Annotated in this window: 12 protein-coding genes and 1 riboswitch; of the genes, 4 read left to right on the top strand and 8 right to left on the bottom strand. The window is 73.0% G+C overall.

Going from position 1 to position 14418, the window contains the following annotated elements:
- Positions 1 to 72 precede the first annotated feature (72 nt).
- Positions 73 to 203: riboswitch (FMN riboswitch) on the bottom strand.
- Between the two features lie 249 nt (positions 204 to 452).
- Positions 453 to 1763, bottom strand: a complete 1311-nt coding sequence (locus tag ABZ887_RS35990) for an ROK family transcriptional regulator (protein ID WP_361299100.1) — start codon at positions 1761 to 1763, stop codon at positions 453 to 455.
- 131 nt (positions 1764 to 1894) lie between these two features.
- Here ABZ887_RS35990 and ABZ887_RS35985 point away from each other — a divergent pair, with 131 nt between their 5' ends.
- Positions 1895 to 3109, top strand: coding sequence for an MFS transporter (locus ABZ887_RS35985; protein WP_361299097.1), 1215 nt, complete (start codon positions 1895 to 1897; stop codon positions 3107 to 3109).
- Here the strand turns inward: ABZ887_RS35985 and ABZ887_RS35980 are convergent.
- Together ABZ887_RS35980 and ABZ887_RS35975 are read right to left on the bottom strand one after the other, a co-directional pair.
- Positions 3069 to 3527: a thioesterase family protein gene (locus ABZ887_RS35980; RefSeq protein WP_361299094.1), complete on the bottom strand. Its 459-nt coding sequence runs from the start codon at positions 3525 to 3527 to the stop codon at positions 3069 to 3071. The genes ABZ887_RS35985 and ABZ887_RS35980 overlap by 41 nt on opposite strands.
- Before the next feature lie 86 nt (positions 3528 to 3613).
- The gene (locus ABZ887_RS35975; protein WP_361299091.1) at positions 3614 to 4873 is read right to left on the bottom strand and encodes an alginate lyase family protein; all 1260 of its coding nucleotides are present in this window, start codon (positions 4871 to 4873) and stop codon (positions 3614 to 3616) included.
- A 132-nt stretch (positions 4874 to 5005) separates the two neighbouring features.
- On the opposite strand from ABZ887_RS35975, the gene ABZ887_RS35970 reads away from it, so the two are divergent.
- The 3 genes from ABZ887_RS35970 (at position 5006) to ABZ887_RS35960 (ending at position 8255) form a co-directional block, all read left to right on the top strand.
- Complete coding sequence (locus ABZ887_RS35970; protein ID WP_361299088.1) at positions 5006 to 6385, top strand: solute carrier family 23 protein; 1380 nt, start codon at positions 5006 to 5008, stop codon at positions 6383 to 6385.
- A gap of 122 nt (positions 6386 to 6507) precedes the next feature.
- The gene (locus ABZ887_RS35965; protein ID WP_361299085.1) at positions 6508 to 7230 is read left to right on the top strand and encodes a DUF5995 family protein; all 723 of its coding nucleotides are present in this window, start codon (positions 6508 to 6510) and stop codon (positions 7228 to 7230) included.
- A gap of 95 nt (positions 7231 to 7325) precedes the next feature.
- Positions 7326 to 8255: an LLM class F420-dependent oxidoreductase gene (locus ABZ887_RS35960; RefSeq protein ID WP_361299082.1), complete on the top strand. Its 930-nt coding sequence runs from the start codon at positions 7326 to 7328 to the stop codon at positions 8253 to 8255.
- 104 nt (positions 8256 to 8359) lie between these two features.
- Here ABZ887_RS35960 and ABZ887_RS35955 read toward each other — a convergent pair whose 3' ends face one another.
- From ABZ887_RS35955 to ABZ887_RS35935, 5 genes are all read right to left on the bottom strand, one after another.
- Positions 8360 to 10057, bottom strand: coding sequence for an NAD(P)/FAD-dependent oxidoreductase (locus ABZ887_RS35955; RefSeq protein WP_361299079.1), 1698 nt, complete (start codon positions 10055 to 10057; stop codon positions 8360 to 8362).
- Positions 10058 to 10118: 61 nt separating this feature from the next.
- Positions 10119 to 10907, bottom strand: a complete 789-nt coding sequence (locus tag ABZ887_RS35950) for a carbon-nitrogen hydrolase family protein (protein ID WP_361299076.1) — start codon at positions 10905 to 10907, stop codon at positions 10119 to 10121.
- Positions 10908 to 11058: 151 nt separating this feature from the next.
- Complete coding sequence (locus ABZ887_RS35945) at positions 11059 to 11445, bottom strand: DUF742 domain-containing protein (protein ID WP_361299073.1); 387 nt, start codon at positions 11443 to 11445, stop codon at positions 11059 to 11061.
- 8 nt (positions 11446 to 11453) lie between these two features.
- On the bottom strand, positions 11454 to 11945 hold the full coding sequence (locus ABZ887_RS35940; protein ID WP_361299070.1) for a roadblock/LC7 domain-containing protein: 492 nt from the start codon (positions 11943 to 11945) through the stop codon (positions 11454 to 11456).
- A complete protein-coding gene (locus ABZ887_RS35935; RefSeq protein WP_361299067.1) occupies positions 11926 to 14355 on the bottom strand; it encodes a nitrate- and nitrite sensing domain-containing protein in 2430 nt (809 codons plus the stop codon). The genes ABZ887_RS35940 and ABZ887_RS35935 overlap by 20 nt, the downstream gene beginning before the upstream one ends.
- Positions 14356 to 14418 lie beyond the last annotated feature (63 nt).

The raw sequence follows: 14418 nt of genomic DNA, 5'->3' as shown, positions 1-14418 counted from the left end.
CGACGCCGACAAGGCCCCGTCCACGAGGGACGAGACCAGATACGGCGGCGCGCACACGTACATGCTCGCCCGCCGCGCACTGCCTCCCATCCGGACTTTAACCGTCGGTCCAGGAATTCCACCTGGTCAACCGGCCGCTGGAAGCGGACGGGTCGCGGACTGTAACCGCCGGTTCGGACTTTCACCGACCCCGGAGTGCGCTGCTTCTGGTACACGGCCAGTGTGCCACGCCTGATCGCGGTCCATACAGGGGAACCGTGTGGGGTGCCTCACAGCTCGCGCCGCTGGACTTCCCAGCCGGAGCTCCGTGTGCACAACCGGGGCCCGGACCAGGACTCTTGACTTTGAGTCACACCTATTGACCCTACTGGTCTAGTCCTTTTAGGGTTCGAGCGGACCCGGTGGCGGTGACGACGGCCCTTGCCCGTCGCCGGGCCCGCCCAGCGCGGGCGTCAGCGGTCCGGTGCCGCGAAGAGTTCGTCCTGGGCGCGCTCGCGGGCGGTGAGCAGGGCGCCGCGCAGGACGGCCGCGCCGCCCAGAGTGCCGGTGCGCACCTCGGTGGCCAGCGGGGACATGCGGCGGAGGCTCGCCTCGACGCGCGTGGCGAGCGCCGCGCCTCCGGCGGGGCCGATCTCGCCGCCGAGGACCACGCAGCCGGGGTCCAGGATGGCGACGACGGCGGCGACGCCGATGGCGATGCGGTCGGCGAGGGCGTCGAGGAAACGGGCGGCGCGCTCCGCAGGGGGTGCCGGGTTCGGTCGTGGGTCGGGGGCGGCGCCGTCGTGGCTGGTCGCGCCCACGCGGCGGAGCCGCATATCGACACGGCCCGCGCCCCTTTGGGGCGCGATCGGGGCACCGCCGACCGCCAGGCGGGCCACCTCCTGGACCACACGGTCGGCCGACAGGTCCCCCGTCCCCACTCCGAACTCCCGCGCCAGCTCCACGATCGCCGCCGCCCCCACCAGTGAGTGGTAGCCGCCGGAGCAGTCCGTCGCCGTGGGCAGGCCGGTCGTGCCCGGCACCGGCAGGAAGCCGATCTCGCCGGTGCCGCCGGAGGCGCCCCGGCGCAGGGTGCCGTCCAGGACGACGGCGGCGCCGCAGCCGTCCCCCAGCCAGAGCAGGACGAAGGTGTCGCGGTCCCGGGCGGCGCCCTCCCGCTGCTCGGCGAGGGCGGCCAGATTGGTCTCGTTCTCGACGCCGACCCGGGCCTGCGGGAAGCGTTCCTGGAGGGCGGCGACCAACCGGCGGTGCCAGGTGGGCAGGCCGGCCGAGTCGCGGAGTTCGCCGGTGGCCGGATCGATCAGCCCGGGCGCCCCGATGCCCACGGTGTGCAGCTGCCCCCCGCCCCCGGACGCCCCCGCCTCCTTGGCCGCGCGCTCCACCAGCTCCACCGCCTGCTCGACGGCCGCCCTCTCCCCCTCCTCCGGGGCGACCGGCACCGACCCCTCCGCCAGCACCCGCCCCACCAGGTCGGAGACCAGCACGGAGACGCCGTCGGTGCGCACGTCGAGGGCGGCCAGATACGCGCGGTCGGCGACGATGCCGTACAGCCGGGCGTTCGGCCCCCGGCGCTGCTCGCCCGACTCGCCGACCACCGTGATCAGGCCGGACGCGGTGAGCCGTTCGACGAGGTCGGCGACGGTCGGCCGGGACAGCCCGGTCAGCTGCTTCAACTGCCCTGCCGTCAGCGGGCCTTCCTGCTGGAGCAGGCTCAGCGCGAGCCGGTCGTTGATGGCCCGGGCGGTGCTCGGTGATGCGGGCATGACGGGCATCCTTCCAGATCCGTACCGGCCGGGACGGCCACTTGACTCTCTATCTATCAGGCAGGGTCCCTGATAGTTTACGGCGGACAGCGCGGGGAGCGGGGCGGCACCCACCGGGGAGGGGCAGGACCATGAAAGACGTGGCTCACGGGCAGCACGGGGTGAAGCGCGCGCGGTACGCCGTCGCGGCCGTGTTCACCGTGCACGGTGCCGTCACCGGCTCGTTCGCGACCCGGGTGCCGTGGGTCCAGGACCATGCCTCGCTCAGCGCCGGGCAGTTGGGCTTCGCGCTCGCGTTCACCGCGTTCGGCGCCTCGTGCTCGATGCCGCTGGCCGGCCGGATCAGCCACCGCTTCGGCAGCCGCACGGCGCTGCGCGGGCTGATCGCGATGTGGACGCTGTCGCTGGTCCTGCCGTCCCTCGCCACCAACCTGTACCTGCTGTGCCTGGCGATGTTCGTGTACGGCGCGAGCGCCGGCATGGCGGACGTGGTGATGAACGCGCTCGGCGTGGAGATCGAGCGGCTGCTCGACAGGTCGATCATGTCGGGGCTGCACGGCATGTGGAGCGCGGGCACCCTGGTCGGCTCGGCCGCGGGCACCCTCGCTGCGCATCTGGGCACGGACGCGCGCGTGCACTTCGCCCTGGCGGCGGCCGTCCTCACGGTGCTCGGCGTGCTGGCGGCCGGCTTCGTCCTGGACGTGCGGGCCGGCGAGGACGAGGAGCCGCCGCCGCGGTTCACTCTGCCGCCCCGGTCGGCGCTGCTGATCGGCACGGTGGGCTTCTGCGCGGTGTTCGCGGAGGGGGCGAGCCTGGACTGGTCGGCGGTGTTCCTGCGGGACCGGATGGACAGCTCGGCCGGGCTCGCGGCGGCCACCACCACCGGGTTCATGCTGGCCATGGCGGTGGCCCGGATCAGCGGGGACGCGGTGGTGAACCGTTTCGGCGCGGTCCGTACCGTGCGCGCCGGGGGCGTGCTGGCCGCGTGCGGCGGGCTGCTGGTGGTCCTCGCCGGGCAGCCGGCGGTGGCGATGACCGGGTTCGCGCTGATGGGCCTCGGCATCGCGGTCGTCGTACCGCTGTGCTTCGCGGCAGCCGGGCACGCCGGGCCGAACCCGAGTCAGGCGATCGCGGGCGTGGCGACGATCACCTACACCTCGGGCCTGATCGCGCCCAGCCTGATCGGCGGAATCGCCCAGGCGACCAGTCTGGTGGTCTCGTTCTGCGTGGTCACGGTCCTGGCGCTGGGCCTGGTGGCGTTCGCGGGCGTGCTGCGCGCCGGGACGCGGGGCGCACGCGCGGAGGTCAGCCCCGAGACCGCAGCAGTTCCCGGCCCACGGTCCTGAACGTCTCGCTCCAGGGTGCGGGGCGCAGGGTGGCCGCGTCCAGCCGGACGAGCACCCGGGTGCCCCGCGCGTAGGTGGTCGCGCCGTCCGGCGAGCAGAAGCGGAAACCGTAGGTCAGGCCGGTGGTGCCGAGCCGTTCGAGCCAGAGGTGGACGGCGTAGCTGCCCGACCTGGTGACCGGCGCCTCGTAGCTGATCAGCAGCTCCTTGACGACGTTGCAGGCGTCCCCGGCGGCGGCCCAGTCGCCGTCGAAGCGGATGCCGTGCTCCTGCCACAGCTCGGTCCAGGCGCGCTCGACCAGCAGCGGGTAGCGGGCGTTGTGCAGCATCCCGAGCGCGTCGAGGTCGTCGAAGTGGACGCTGACCGGCAGCAGCCGGCCGTGGGAGAGGACGGGGGCGGGCAGGGCTTCGGCGGTCACGGGTGGGGCTCCTGAGCACTGGACGAAGCGGTGGGGACACTCCATCCTAAGCGGACGCTCAGGAGCCCCGGCCGGGGAGGCGCCGCTCAGCCCGCGATCGAGTCCAGCTGCTCGGCGGCCGGCCGCAGCGCCCAGAGGTCGCCGCCGGGCGGTGTCTCCAGCCGCCGTACCGCCTGCTGGGCCGCCTTGTCGCCCGCGTCGGCCGCCGCGTGCACGACGTCGCTCGCCGCGTAGCGGTGGAACTCCAGCTCCGGGTACGGCCAGGCGGCCGCCCCGGTCGCGGCCGGCAGCAGGTAGTCCACGGCCTTGAACAGGCTCTGTCCGTCCGGCCCCCGGTAGCTCCAGAGGTTCACGCCGACGTGCCGGCCGATGGCCGCGAGCCGGGCGTAGGCGACCAGGTCGAAGGTCGAGTAGTGCCAGCTCCTGGTGCGGGCCAGCTCCTGCGGCTGGCTGCCGTCCCCCGAGACCTGCGGGTCCATCCGCTTCGCCCGCGCGTCCAGCACGGTCTGCCTGGCCAGCGCCTTGTCGCCGGTCGCGTAGGCGAGGGCGGCGAGCTGCATGTCGTAGAAGGTGCCGTGGTTGTTGGCTGCGGCCCCTTCCTCCTTGCCGAAGGCGCTGTTCTTGAGCCAGCCGAGGAAGTCGGTGTTCCAGCTCCGCATTCCCGCCCGGTCGCCGGCGCCCCAGCCGGGGGCCCCGGTGCCGAGGATCGCGAGCGCGTCGACCACGCTCGTGTACGACTGGGAGAAGTCGATGATCCCGATGGCCCGGCCGTCGTACTTGCACGGGATGAACTGGGCGTGGTTCAGGTTCGGGTTCATCCGGGTCGCCGGGTCGAGAAACCAGGTGCGCAGGACCTGTCCGGCCTTCTCGGCGTACTCCCGCTTGCCGGTGTAGTACCAGGCAAGGGAGAGGTCGTACGTCGAGTCGAAGACCTTCTCGACGTCCTGGCGGTCGGTGCCGCTGTCGACCTCGGGATTGCGCTGGCCGTCACGCTGGACGTAGGGGCAGCCCCAGGGGTTGTCGGCGGTAGGGGTGGTGGTGGGCCACCAGTAGGGGGCCTGGCTGAGGTAGTCGTGGACGTCGCCGCCCGGGGCGGGCTTGGGCTTGTCGACGACCGTCCAGGGGCCCTGGTCCAGCCAGGTGTCGGCGCGGGTGGTCAGGTCGCGCAGCGCACGCCGCAGTTGCGGGTCGCCGTCGCGCAGTTCGGCCCTGGTGTGCTGGAGCCGGGCGCCGTCGAGGACGGCGGTGTCCGGGACCTTGGCCGCGGCGTGCGCCGAGGGGACGAGGACCGCCCCGAACGCCACCAGGGTCGTCAGCAGCACGGCCGCGCGGGATCTTCCACTCATCGAGTACTCCGATCAACCTGAAATCAGATATATGAACTCAGTTCATGAGTAGGACCGTGCGAGCGTAGAACCGCGAGGTAGCCGTGACAATGGTTCGGACCGTATTCACGTACAAGGAAAGCGAAGCCCACCATGGATCTCGGCGTGCGCTGGAAACTGCACGGCGACGGGCGCACGCCCGCGCCCGGAGCGGTGGTACGCCCCGACGAACGGCTCTCCTGGCCGCGGACGGTCGGGCTCGGCGCCCAGCACGTGGTGGCCATGTTCGGCGCCTCCTTCGTGGCGCCCGTTCTGATGGGCCTGAACCCCAACCTCGCGATCATGATGTCCGGGGTCGCGACCGTGCTCTTCCTGCTGGCGACGCGCGGGCGGGTGCCCAGCTACCTGGGCTGTTCGCTGTCCTTCGTCGGGGTGGCCGCCGTCATCCGCGCCCAGGGCGGCACCAGCGCCACCGTGACCGGCGCGGTCTTCGTGGTCGGCGCGGCGCTGTTCCTGGTGGGGGTGGCGGTGCAGCGCTTCGGGGCGCGGATCATCCACGCCACGATGCCGCCGATCGTCACCGGCGCGGTGGTGATGCTGATCGGCTTCAACCTCGCGCCGGTCACCGCCTCCACCTACTGGCCGCAGGACCAGTGGACGGCCCTGCTGGTGATGGCGTTCACCGGTCTGGCCGTCGTCTGTCTGCGTGGTTTCTGGTCACGCATCGCGATCTTCCTGGGCCTGGTCTTCGGGTACGCCCTCTCCTGGGCCCTCGACCGGGTCTTCGGCCGGATCCACTCCATGAGCCCGAGCGGCAAGGTCACCGACCACTGGCGCCTGGACCTCTCCGGTGTGGGCAAGGCCGACTGGATCGGGCTGCCGTCCTTCCACGGCCCGTCCTTCCGGTGGTCGGCGATCCTCGTCGCGCTGCCCGTCGTCATCGCCCTGGTCGCCGAGAACACCGGGCACATCAAGGCCGTCGGCGAGATGACCGGCGACCCGCTCGACGACAGGCTCGGCACGGCGATCTCGGCCGACGGCGTCGCCTCCATGCTCTCCACCGCCGTGGGCGGCCCGCCCAACACCACCTACTCCGAGAACATCGGCGTGATGGCCGCGACCCGCGTCTACTCCACCGCCGCCTACTGGGCCGCCGCCGGCTTCGCGCTGCTCTTCGGCGTCTGCCCCAAGTTCGGCGCGATCGTGGCCGCGATCCCGGGCGGGGTCCTCGGCGGCATCACGGTCATCCTCTACGGCATGATCGGCCTGCTCGGCGCCCAGATCTGGCTGCACGCCGAGGTCGACCTGCGCAACCCGCTCAACCTGGTCCCGGCCGCCGCCGGCATCATCATCGGTGTCGGCAACGTGAGTCTGAAGTTCTCCGACACCTTCTCCCTCAGCGGCATCGCCCTCGGCACCCTGGTGGTCATCCTCGGCTACCACGCCCTGCGCGCCCTGGCCCCGGCCCACCTCAAGGGCGGGCAACCGCTCCTCGACGAGGGCACCAGCTCCTACGACGACACCCGGCCGTAGGCACACGGCGCCTCCTCCCGCGCGGCGTGCTCCCTTCCCGCCCGGCGGGTCCGTTCCCCCGTTCCGGGGAAGCGCCGGGCCCGTCGGCACGCGCGCCGGGCCGGGGCTGGGACCCTTCCCCCATGGCGCAGTCGCACCACCTCACGCACCGTCCCACGCACCGCCCCACGCACCGCCTCACCGCTCCGGTCGGCACCGTCGTCGCCCGGATGCGCACCCTGGACGCGGACCTGCCCGAGCGGGACGGCATCGCGGTCTTCAACCGTGTGTACCTCGCCGTCACGGAGGAGGTCGAACGGCGCCTGGACGCGGGCCGGTTCGCGGATCCCGGGGCCGCGGCCACCCTCGACGTGCGGTTCGCGGAGCGCTATCTGGCCGCCGTGGACACCGAGGCGGCGGGCCGCCGACCTCCGGCCTGCTGGCGGCCGTTGTTCCAGTTCCGCCGTCATCCCGGGGTGCGGCCGCTGCAGTTCGCGCTGGCCGGCATCAATGCGCACATCGGGCACGACCTGGCGCTGGCCGTGGTCGACGCCTGCCGCACGCTCGGCTGCGAACCGGCCGACCTGGAGGACGAGTTCGACCGCGTGGGCGACCTCCTCGTCTCGCTGGAGGAACGCATCCGCGAGGATCTGATGCCGGGGCCGGACGTGCTCCAGATCGCCGATCCGCTGACCCATCTGCTCGGTTCCTGGAGCCTGGAGCGGGCCCGGGACGCGACCTGGGCGGCGGCCCGGGCGCTGTGGGCGCTGCGCGGGTTCGAGGACCTGGTCGAGGAGTTCACCGAACGGCTGGACGCGGCCGTCGGTCTGGCGGGCCGGATGCTGCTCACGCCGCTGCGCGACTGAGGTGGCCGGTTCCGATCGGCCGTGAGCCTTCGCCGGAATCCCCGGACCCCCGCCTTACGTTGACGGCAGGCACCCGACTGCAAAGGAGCACCGGCATGACCACCCGGCTCGGCCTCGGCCTCCCCCAGATGCGGCAGTACTCCCTCGGCACCGACGTTCCCGACGTGGCACGCACCGCCGAGCAGATCGGCTACGACAGCCTGTGGGTCTTCGAGCGGGCCCTGTTCCCGGAACCCGCCACCCAGGGCCTCTACAACGTCCCGGGCCTCCCCTGGCCCGACGAGTACCGCAGCGTGGCAGAGCCTCTGGTCACGCTGACCCTGGCCGCCGCGGCCACCGAGCGGGTGCGGCTGGGCAGCAGTGTGCTGGTGGCGCCGCTGCACAACCCCTTCCAACTGGCCAGGTCCCTCGCCACGCTGGACGCGGCGAGCGGCGGCCGGGTGCTGGCCGGCTTCGGCACGGGCTGGTCCCTCGACGAGTACGCGGCCGCCGGAATCCGGCCGTTCGAGGAGCGCGGCAAGGTGCTCGACGAGCTCATCGACGTGTGCCGGGCCGTGTGGGGCCCCGACCCGGTGCGTTACGACGGACAGCTCACGAAGATCGCGTCCGCCGTGGTCGGCCCCAAGCCCGCCCGGCCGATCCCGGTCCTGCTGGCGGCGTCCAACAAGAAGGCGCTGACCCGGCTGGTCGACCGCGCCGACGGCTGGCTGCCGGTGGGCATGGGCGCCGAGCAGCTTGCGGCGCAGTGGCAGGGCGTGCAGGACCTGGCCGCCGAACGCGGCCGGACGGAACCGCTGCAGACGGTCGTGCGGGTCAACACCACGTACACGCCGAAGGCGTACGACGGCGCCGACCGCCGCCCCTTCCAGGGCAGCGTCGACCAGATCGTCGAGGACCTCGTGGCGCACGCGGCGGTCGGCCTGGAGGAGATCCTGGTCGACCTCGAGTCCACCCCGCGGGACGCCCAGGAGCTCAAGGACGTCGCCGCCGAGGTGTACGAGAAGGCGCGGGCCGCCGGGGTTTGAGCGGCCCGTCCTGTAGTCGGTCGTCTGCGGCGCCGTCGTGGCTGGTCGCGCAGTTCCTCCCCCAGCCTTCGGCTGGGGGTACCCCCAGCGCCCCTTTGGGACGCTCAGTCCTCGGGGAGCTCCACCGGGGCGATCTCGTCGTAGACGTCGCCGGGGCCGGGGTTGGCCGCGTCGGTCGCTCCGCCGAAGTGGTGCATGACGCCCCAGACCGCGTTCAGCGCGGTCTGGACGGCGCCCTCGGCCCAGCCGGCCGTCCAGGAGATGTCGTCGCCCGCGAGGAAGATGCCCCGCTTGTCGGCGGGCAGCCGGTCCTGCATGAAGTGGGTGAACAGGCGCCGCTGGTAGCGGTAGTGGCCGGGCAGGTTGGCCTTGAACGCGCCCATGAAGTAGGGCTCGTTCTCCCAGGAGACGGTCACCGGGTTGCCGATGACGTGCTTGCGGATGTCGACCTTGGGATAGATCTCGCCCAGCGACTTCAGCATCACCTCCATCCGCTCGTGCGCGGACAGCGGCAGCCACTTCAGGCTGTCGTCGCACCACGTGTAGGAGAGGCAGATGACGGCGGGCCTGTCCGGGCCGTCGTCGAGAAGATAAGTGCCGCGTGTCATACGGTCGGTGAGCGTCATCGACATGACGTCCCGGCCGGTGTCCTCGTCCTTGTCCAGCCAGAAGGGCCGGTCGACGGGCACGAACAGCTTCGAGGACTCCATGTAGTGGGTGCGCTCGATCGCGGTCCAGTGGTCGATCGGGAAGAGCGAGTCGTCGCAGGCGATCTTGGAGAGCAGCATCCAGGACTGGGCGGTGAAGATCGCCGCCTGGTAGGTGCGGATGTCGCCGTTGGCGTCCGTGACCGTGATCCGGTTGCCGGTGGTGCGGTGCAGCCGGGTCACGGCGGGGCGGGGCTCGCCGTTCTCGTGCAGTTTCGCGAGCGACGTCCCGTACGCCCAGTGCACGATCTTCTCCGGCTCGCGCTCCCAGAGCCGCAGCGGCAGCTGCTGGGAGCCGCCGACGATGCCGCGGTGGTGGTCGTCGGCCTCGGTGTAGACGACCCGCAGGATCTCCAGGATGGAGTTGGGGAAGTCGGTGTCCCAGCCGCCGGTGCCGAAGCCGACCTGGCCGAAGATCTCGCGGTGCCGGAAGGACCTGAAGGCGTCGGAGTCGCAGAGGAAGCCGTAGAAGGTCTGGTTGTCGAGCCTCTCGACGAGCTTCGCCCAGATCTCGCGGATGCGCGGCACGTCCCGCTCACGCATCGCGCGGTTCATGTCGGAGAAGTCGGCGCCCTCGTCCAGGCACTTGTTCCAGGCGGCGGCGACGTCCCGGTAGACCTGCGGGAGATCGTCGATCGTCTCGGCGTAGTGCGACTCGCCCTTGAGGTCGACGACGGTCGAAGGGGTCGCCTCCGCGAGGGGGTTGGGGAAGGGCCGGGTCTGAAGGCCCACCAGGTCGATGTAGTGCTGGAGGGCGGTGGAGGAGGGCGGGAAGCGCATCGCGCCCATCTCGGCGGTCAGCGACGGGTCGCAGCCCTCGAAGCCGACGGTCCGCAGCCGTCCGCCGATCTCGTCGGCCTCGTAGACGACGGGCTTCAGGCCCATCTTCATCAGCTCGTACGCGGCCACGATGCCGGACATGCCGCCGCCGATGACGGCGACCTCGGTACCGTGCTCGGTCGCGGGTATCTGGCCGAGGCCCGCCGGGTGGGCGAGGAAGTCGTCGTAGGCGTAGGGGAAGTCCGGGCCGAACATGGTGATCGGCGGCTGCTGCGCGTCGGTGTGCTCGACGGCGTTGGGCACCGTGGACGTCATGGGGTACGGACTCCTTGCGACATGCGTGAAGTGGTGGAGCGGGGAAGGAAGAGGAGGAAGGTCAGGCCAGGGACCCGTAGAGGCCGGGGCGGCGGTCCTTCAGGTACGGGTTCGCCTCGCGGGAGGCGGCGAGGAGGGCGGGGTCGACGTCGGCGAGGACCAGCTCCTCACCGCGGCCGGCCCGGGCCCGGGCGACCCCGTCGGGTCCGGCCAGCGCGGACAGCCCGAAGAACTCGAACTCGCCTTCCTGGCCGATGCGGTTGGCGTAGGCCACGTACATCTGGTTCTCCCAGGCCCGCACCGGGACCAGGGACTCGGCGACGAGTTCGAACGGGTGCATGTTCGCCGTCGGGACGAGCAGCAGGTCGGTGCCGGCCAGGGCGTGGGCGCGGACCAGCTCCGGGAACTCCACGTCGTAGCAGATCATGATCCCGACGGTGAGGCCGTTCAGCTCCGCCTGGACGACCGGCTGGTCGCCCGGGGTGAAGTGGTCCCGCTCGAAGCCGCCGAAGAGGTGGGACTTGCGGTAGTTCGCCAGCCGGGTGCCGTCGGCGGAGATCAGCTGGGCGGAGTTGTGGACGGTGTCGCCGTCGCGCTCCGGGTAGCCGTAGGCGATCGCCAGGCCGTGCCGGTGGGCCAGCTCGGCGATCGCGTCCGCGCTGTCGCCGTCGGCGGGCTCGGCGAGGCGGGCGACGTCGTCGCCGATCGCGTAGCCGGTCAGGAACATCTCCGGGGCGACCAGCAGCGCGGCGCCCGCGGCGGCGGCCCGGGCGGCGGTCTCGTCGAGCACCTTGAGGTTCTCGGCGGTCGAGCCGGGGCGGCCGGAGCTCTGGAGCAGGGCGGTGCGCATGCGGGTCCTCACCGGATACGGAGGGGTCTGGGGCCATTTAGACGGTACGGTCGGCGGGCCGGGCCGGACAAGAAGGAGCCGTTGCGTGCCGGTGAGCGGTTCGTTGCGTGCGGCGGGGGCCCGGCGGCGATTCGTTGCGCGGGGCCGGGGCTCAGATCTCCCGCAGCCGCTCCACGATCTCCTTCAGCAGCTCGGGGTCGGCGCCCGGACCGGCCGGCTCCACCCGGCGCGGCGCGTCGATCCGCACCAGGCCGGCCTCGGCGAGGTCGCCGAGCAGCACGCGTACGACGGTGAGCGGCAGGTCGGCGTCCGCGGCGAGTTCCACGACCGGCCGGGCGCCGCGCCGCACCAGGGCGAGCAGGGCGGTGCGGGCATGGTCGACGTCGGGCCGGCCCGTGTCCGCGTCCGTGTCCACGGCCGTGACCTGGGACATCAGATCGATGGAGTGCCGACCGGAGGGTTCGGTACGGCCCCGGGTCACGGTGTAGGGGCGGACCAGCGAGCCGGTCTCGTCCTCGTACCAGTGCTCGTCGCTCACCGCGGTCGTCAGGGGGCCGAGCGCGCGGCGGCGTCCAGGTGCCGGCCGAGGCGGCGGACGAGCAGGGCCATCTCGTGGGCCAGCTGGCCGACGTCGGTACGGACGTCGCTGAGGACGGCGAGCCGACTGCCGTGTCCGGCCGGGGTGACGAAGAGATAGGCGTCGTCGAGCATCACCATGGTCTGCCGCACCTCCCCGGCGCCGAACCGGTCCCCCGCCGAGCGGGCCAGGCTGTGGAAGCCGGAACAGACGGCCGCGAGGTGCTCGATGTCCCGCCGCCGCATCCCCTCGGAGTGGCTGAGCGGCAGCCCGTCGGCGGTGAGCAGCACGGCCTGCCGGACGTGGTCGGTCCGGGCGACGAGATCGTCGAGCAGCCAGCCGAGATCACTCCCGGGCCGACCCGCCCCGACGCCGGGTCCCGCGTCGGCGGGGGGCTGTGGGCCGGGGGCGGTGGTCGGGTCGGGTGGCTGGGGGTGGTCGTCACTGGTCATCGTCGGCACGCGTCCCTTCCTCGGTGTGGTTCGGCTCCTCGGGTCCGGTCGGCACTCCCCTGCGGCCCCGGTCCAGGCCGCGCTGGAAGGCGCCGAAGACGGCCCGCATCTCGTCGGCGTCCAGATCGCGCGCGACCGGCCGGTCGGGAGCGGGCGGGCCGGTGCGCAGTTCGGGCGCGAGGGAGGTCTGACGGGTGCGGGTGGGCAGGGCCGGCGGGGATTCGGGCGACGCGTCGTCCGTCCGGGCCGCGGGCGCCTCGGGAGACGGGGCATCCGTTCTGCCCTGCGGCGGGTCCGTCTCACGGCCCGGTCCGCGCGCGCCGTGCGCCGCCGCCTCCCCGACGGCCACCACACCTCCCGCCGCCGTACCGTTGGCCGCCGTACCTCCGGTTACCGGCAGCACGCCGACCGCCGATGCCGGTCGGTCTCCCTCAGGTGCCGGCGCGCGCCCGTGTTCCGGCGCGGCTGCCCGCCGTCCGAGCTCGCCTCCCCGGCGGCCGCCGTCCGGCTCCACCTCCGCCAGCACCGCCTCCGGCAGCAGCACCACCGCCGTCGTCCCCCCGTACGGCGACTCCCGCAGGGTCACCTCGATGCCGTGCCGGGCGGCCAGGCGGCCCACGACGTAGAGGCCGAGCCGGTCGTGGCGGGTCGGGTCGAAGGCGTCGGGGTCGGTGAGGGTGCGGCGGGCCCCGGCGAGCTGGTCGGCGTCGAGGCCGAGGCCCCGGTCGTCGATCTCCAGGGTGAAACCGTGGCCGACCCGGCCGGTGCGCAGGGTGACCTGGGTGTGCGGCGGCGAGAACACCGTGGCGTTCTCCAGGAGCTCGGCGAGCAGGTGCACGACGTCGGCGACGGCGTCCGCGGCCACGCCCACCTCGGGCATCGGCGGCACCACGACCCGCGGGTAGTCCTCGATCTCGCCGACCGCCGAGGACACCACGTCGGCGACCGGCACGGGCCGCCGCCAGCGCCGTCCGGGGGCCGCGCCGGAGAGGATGATCAGGCTCTCCGCGTGCCGGCGCATCCGGGTGGTGAGGTGGTCGATGCGGAACAGCTCGCCCAGGACGACCGGGTCGTCGGTGCGGCGTTCCAGCGTGTCGACGAGTTTCAGCTGACGGTGGACGAGGGCCTGGTTGCGGCGGGCGATGTTGAGGAGGACCACGAACAGGCCCCGCCGCAGCGTGGCCTGCTGGACCGCGGCCTCGACGGCGGCCAGCCGGGCCCGGTTGAACGACCGGCCGACGTCGCCGATCTCGTCGTCCCCGGCCTCCCCGGCGGCCAGCGGCGGCGCCTCGGTGACCGCGTCCACGTCCTCGCCGGCGCTCAGCCGCTCCACCAGCGCGGGCAGTTGGCGCGCGGTCAGCAGGTCGGCCGCGTCCCGCAGGGTCTCCAGGCGGCGCGAGATGCGGCGCGCCCCGCGCACCGCGAACCACAGCGACAGGCCCACCGCCGCGAGGCCGGCCGCGCCGACGACGGCCGCCTTGGCCAACTCCCGGTAGGCGAAGGCCCGTCCGCGGGCGGCGGAGTTCTCGGCCGCGTGCGTGCACAGCAGCATGTACTGCTCGACGGCCCGGTCGGTGGTGGACCGCCAGGTGCCCGCGGCGACGGCCGCACCGGCCCGGTCCGCGCCCGCCCGCAGCAGCGCGTCCTCGCCGCCGACCAGCGAGCGGTGCAGCGCGCCGCGCTGGAACGTCTCGAACAGCGCCCGTGAGTCCGACGGCAGGTCAGGCACATAGGTCCGCTCGAAGACCCGGCGGTCCTCGATGGTCGCGGTGAGGGTGGAGTACTGCGCGTCGGTGAGCCGTCCGGCGGCCCGCGCCCCCGCGACCAGCGCGTCCTCGCGCGAGACGAACTCCCTGACCCGCACCAGCTCGACGACGACCTGGGACTCCCGGGCCAGCTGTCCGGCCTGGAGCGCGGTGAGGGTGGACTCGACGTCGAATCCGGGCGCCACGAGGTCGCTGTAGCCGGCCACGGCGCGGTCCCAGGAGATCTTCCGGGACAGCACCAGCCCGCGCAGGCTCTCCAGCCTGCCGGTGGCGGTCACCATCGCGTCGAGCGCCTGGCGCTGCCGGTCGCTGAGGCGCCCGCGGTCGCCGTCCCGGATCGCGACCCGCATGGCGTCCACCGCGCGGTCGGTGCGCCGCTGCTGGGCGAGCAGGTCGGCGGCGGCCGCGGTGTCCAGTGGCGCGCCCAGGTAGGCCGCCGACAGCCGCCGTTCGATCTGGATCTGCCCGACGGCGGTGTCGACGGGGGTGCCGAAGTCGTCGTACACCCCCTGGAGCCGGATCAGCGCGCGTAGCTCGGCGGTGACGGACACCATGGCGAAGCTCCACAGGGCCGTCAGCGCGAGGGCCGGGGCGAGCGCGAGCGCCACGATCCGCGCACGGACGGTGGTGGGTCGGCCGAGGGGCCAGCGCATGGGTTACCTACCGGTGTTACCAGCCAGTAAGGGGGCCCGCACAACTTACGGGACCGTCACCCC

It is taken from the genome of Streptomyces sp. NPDC047061, assembly GCF_040643955.1.
Taxonomy (GTDB): Bacteria; Actinomycetota; Actinomycetes; order Streptomycetales; family Streptomycetaceae; genus Streptomyces.
This window is presented reverse-complemented; position numbering and strand designations above follow the sequence as displayed.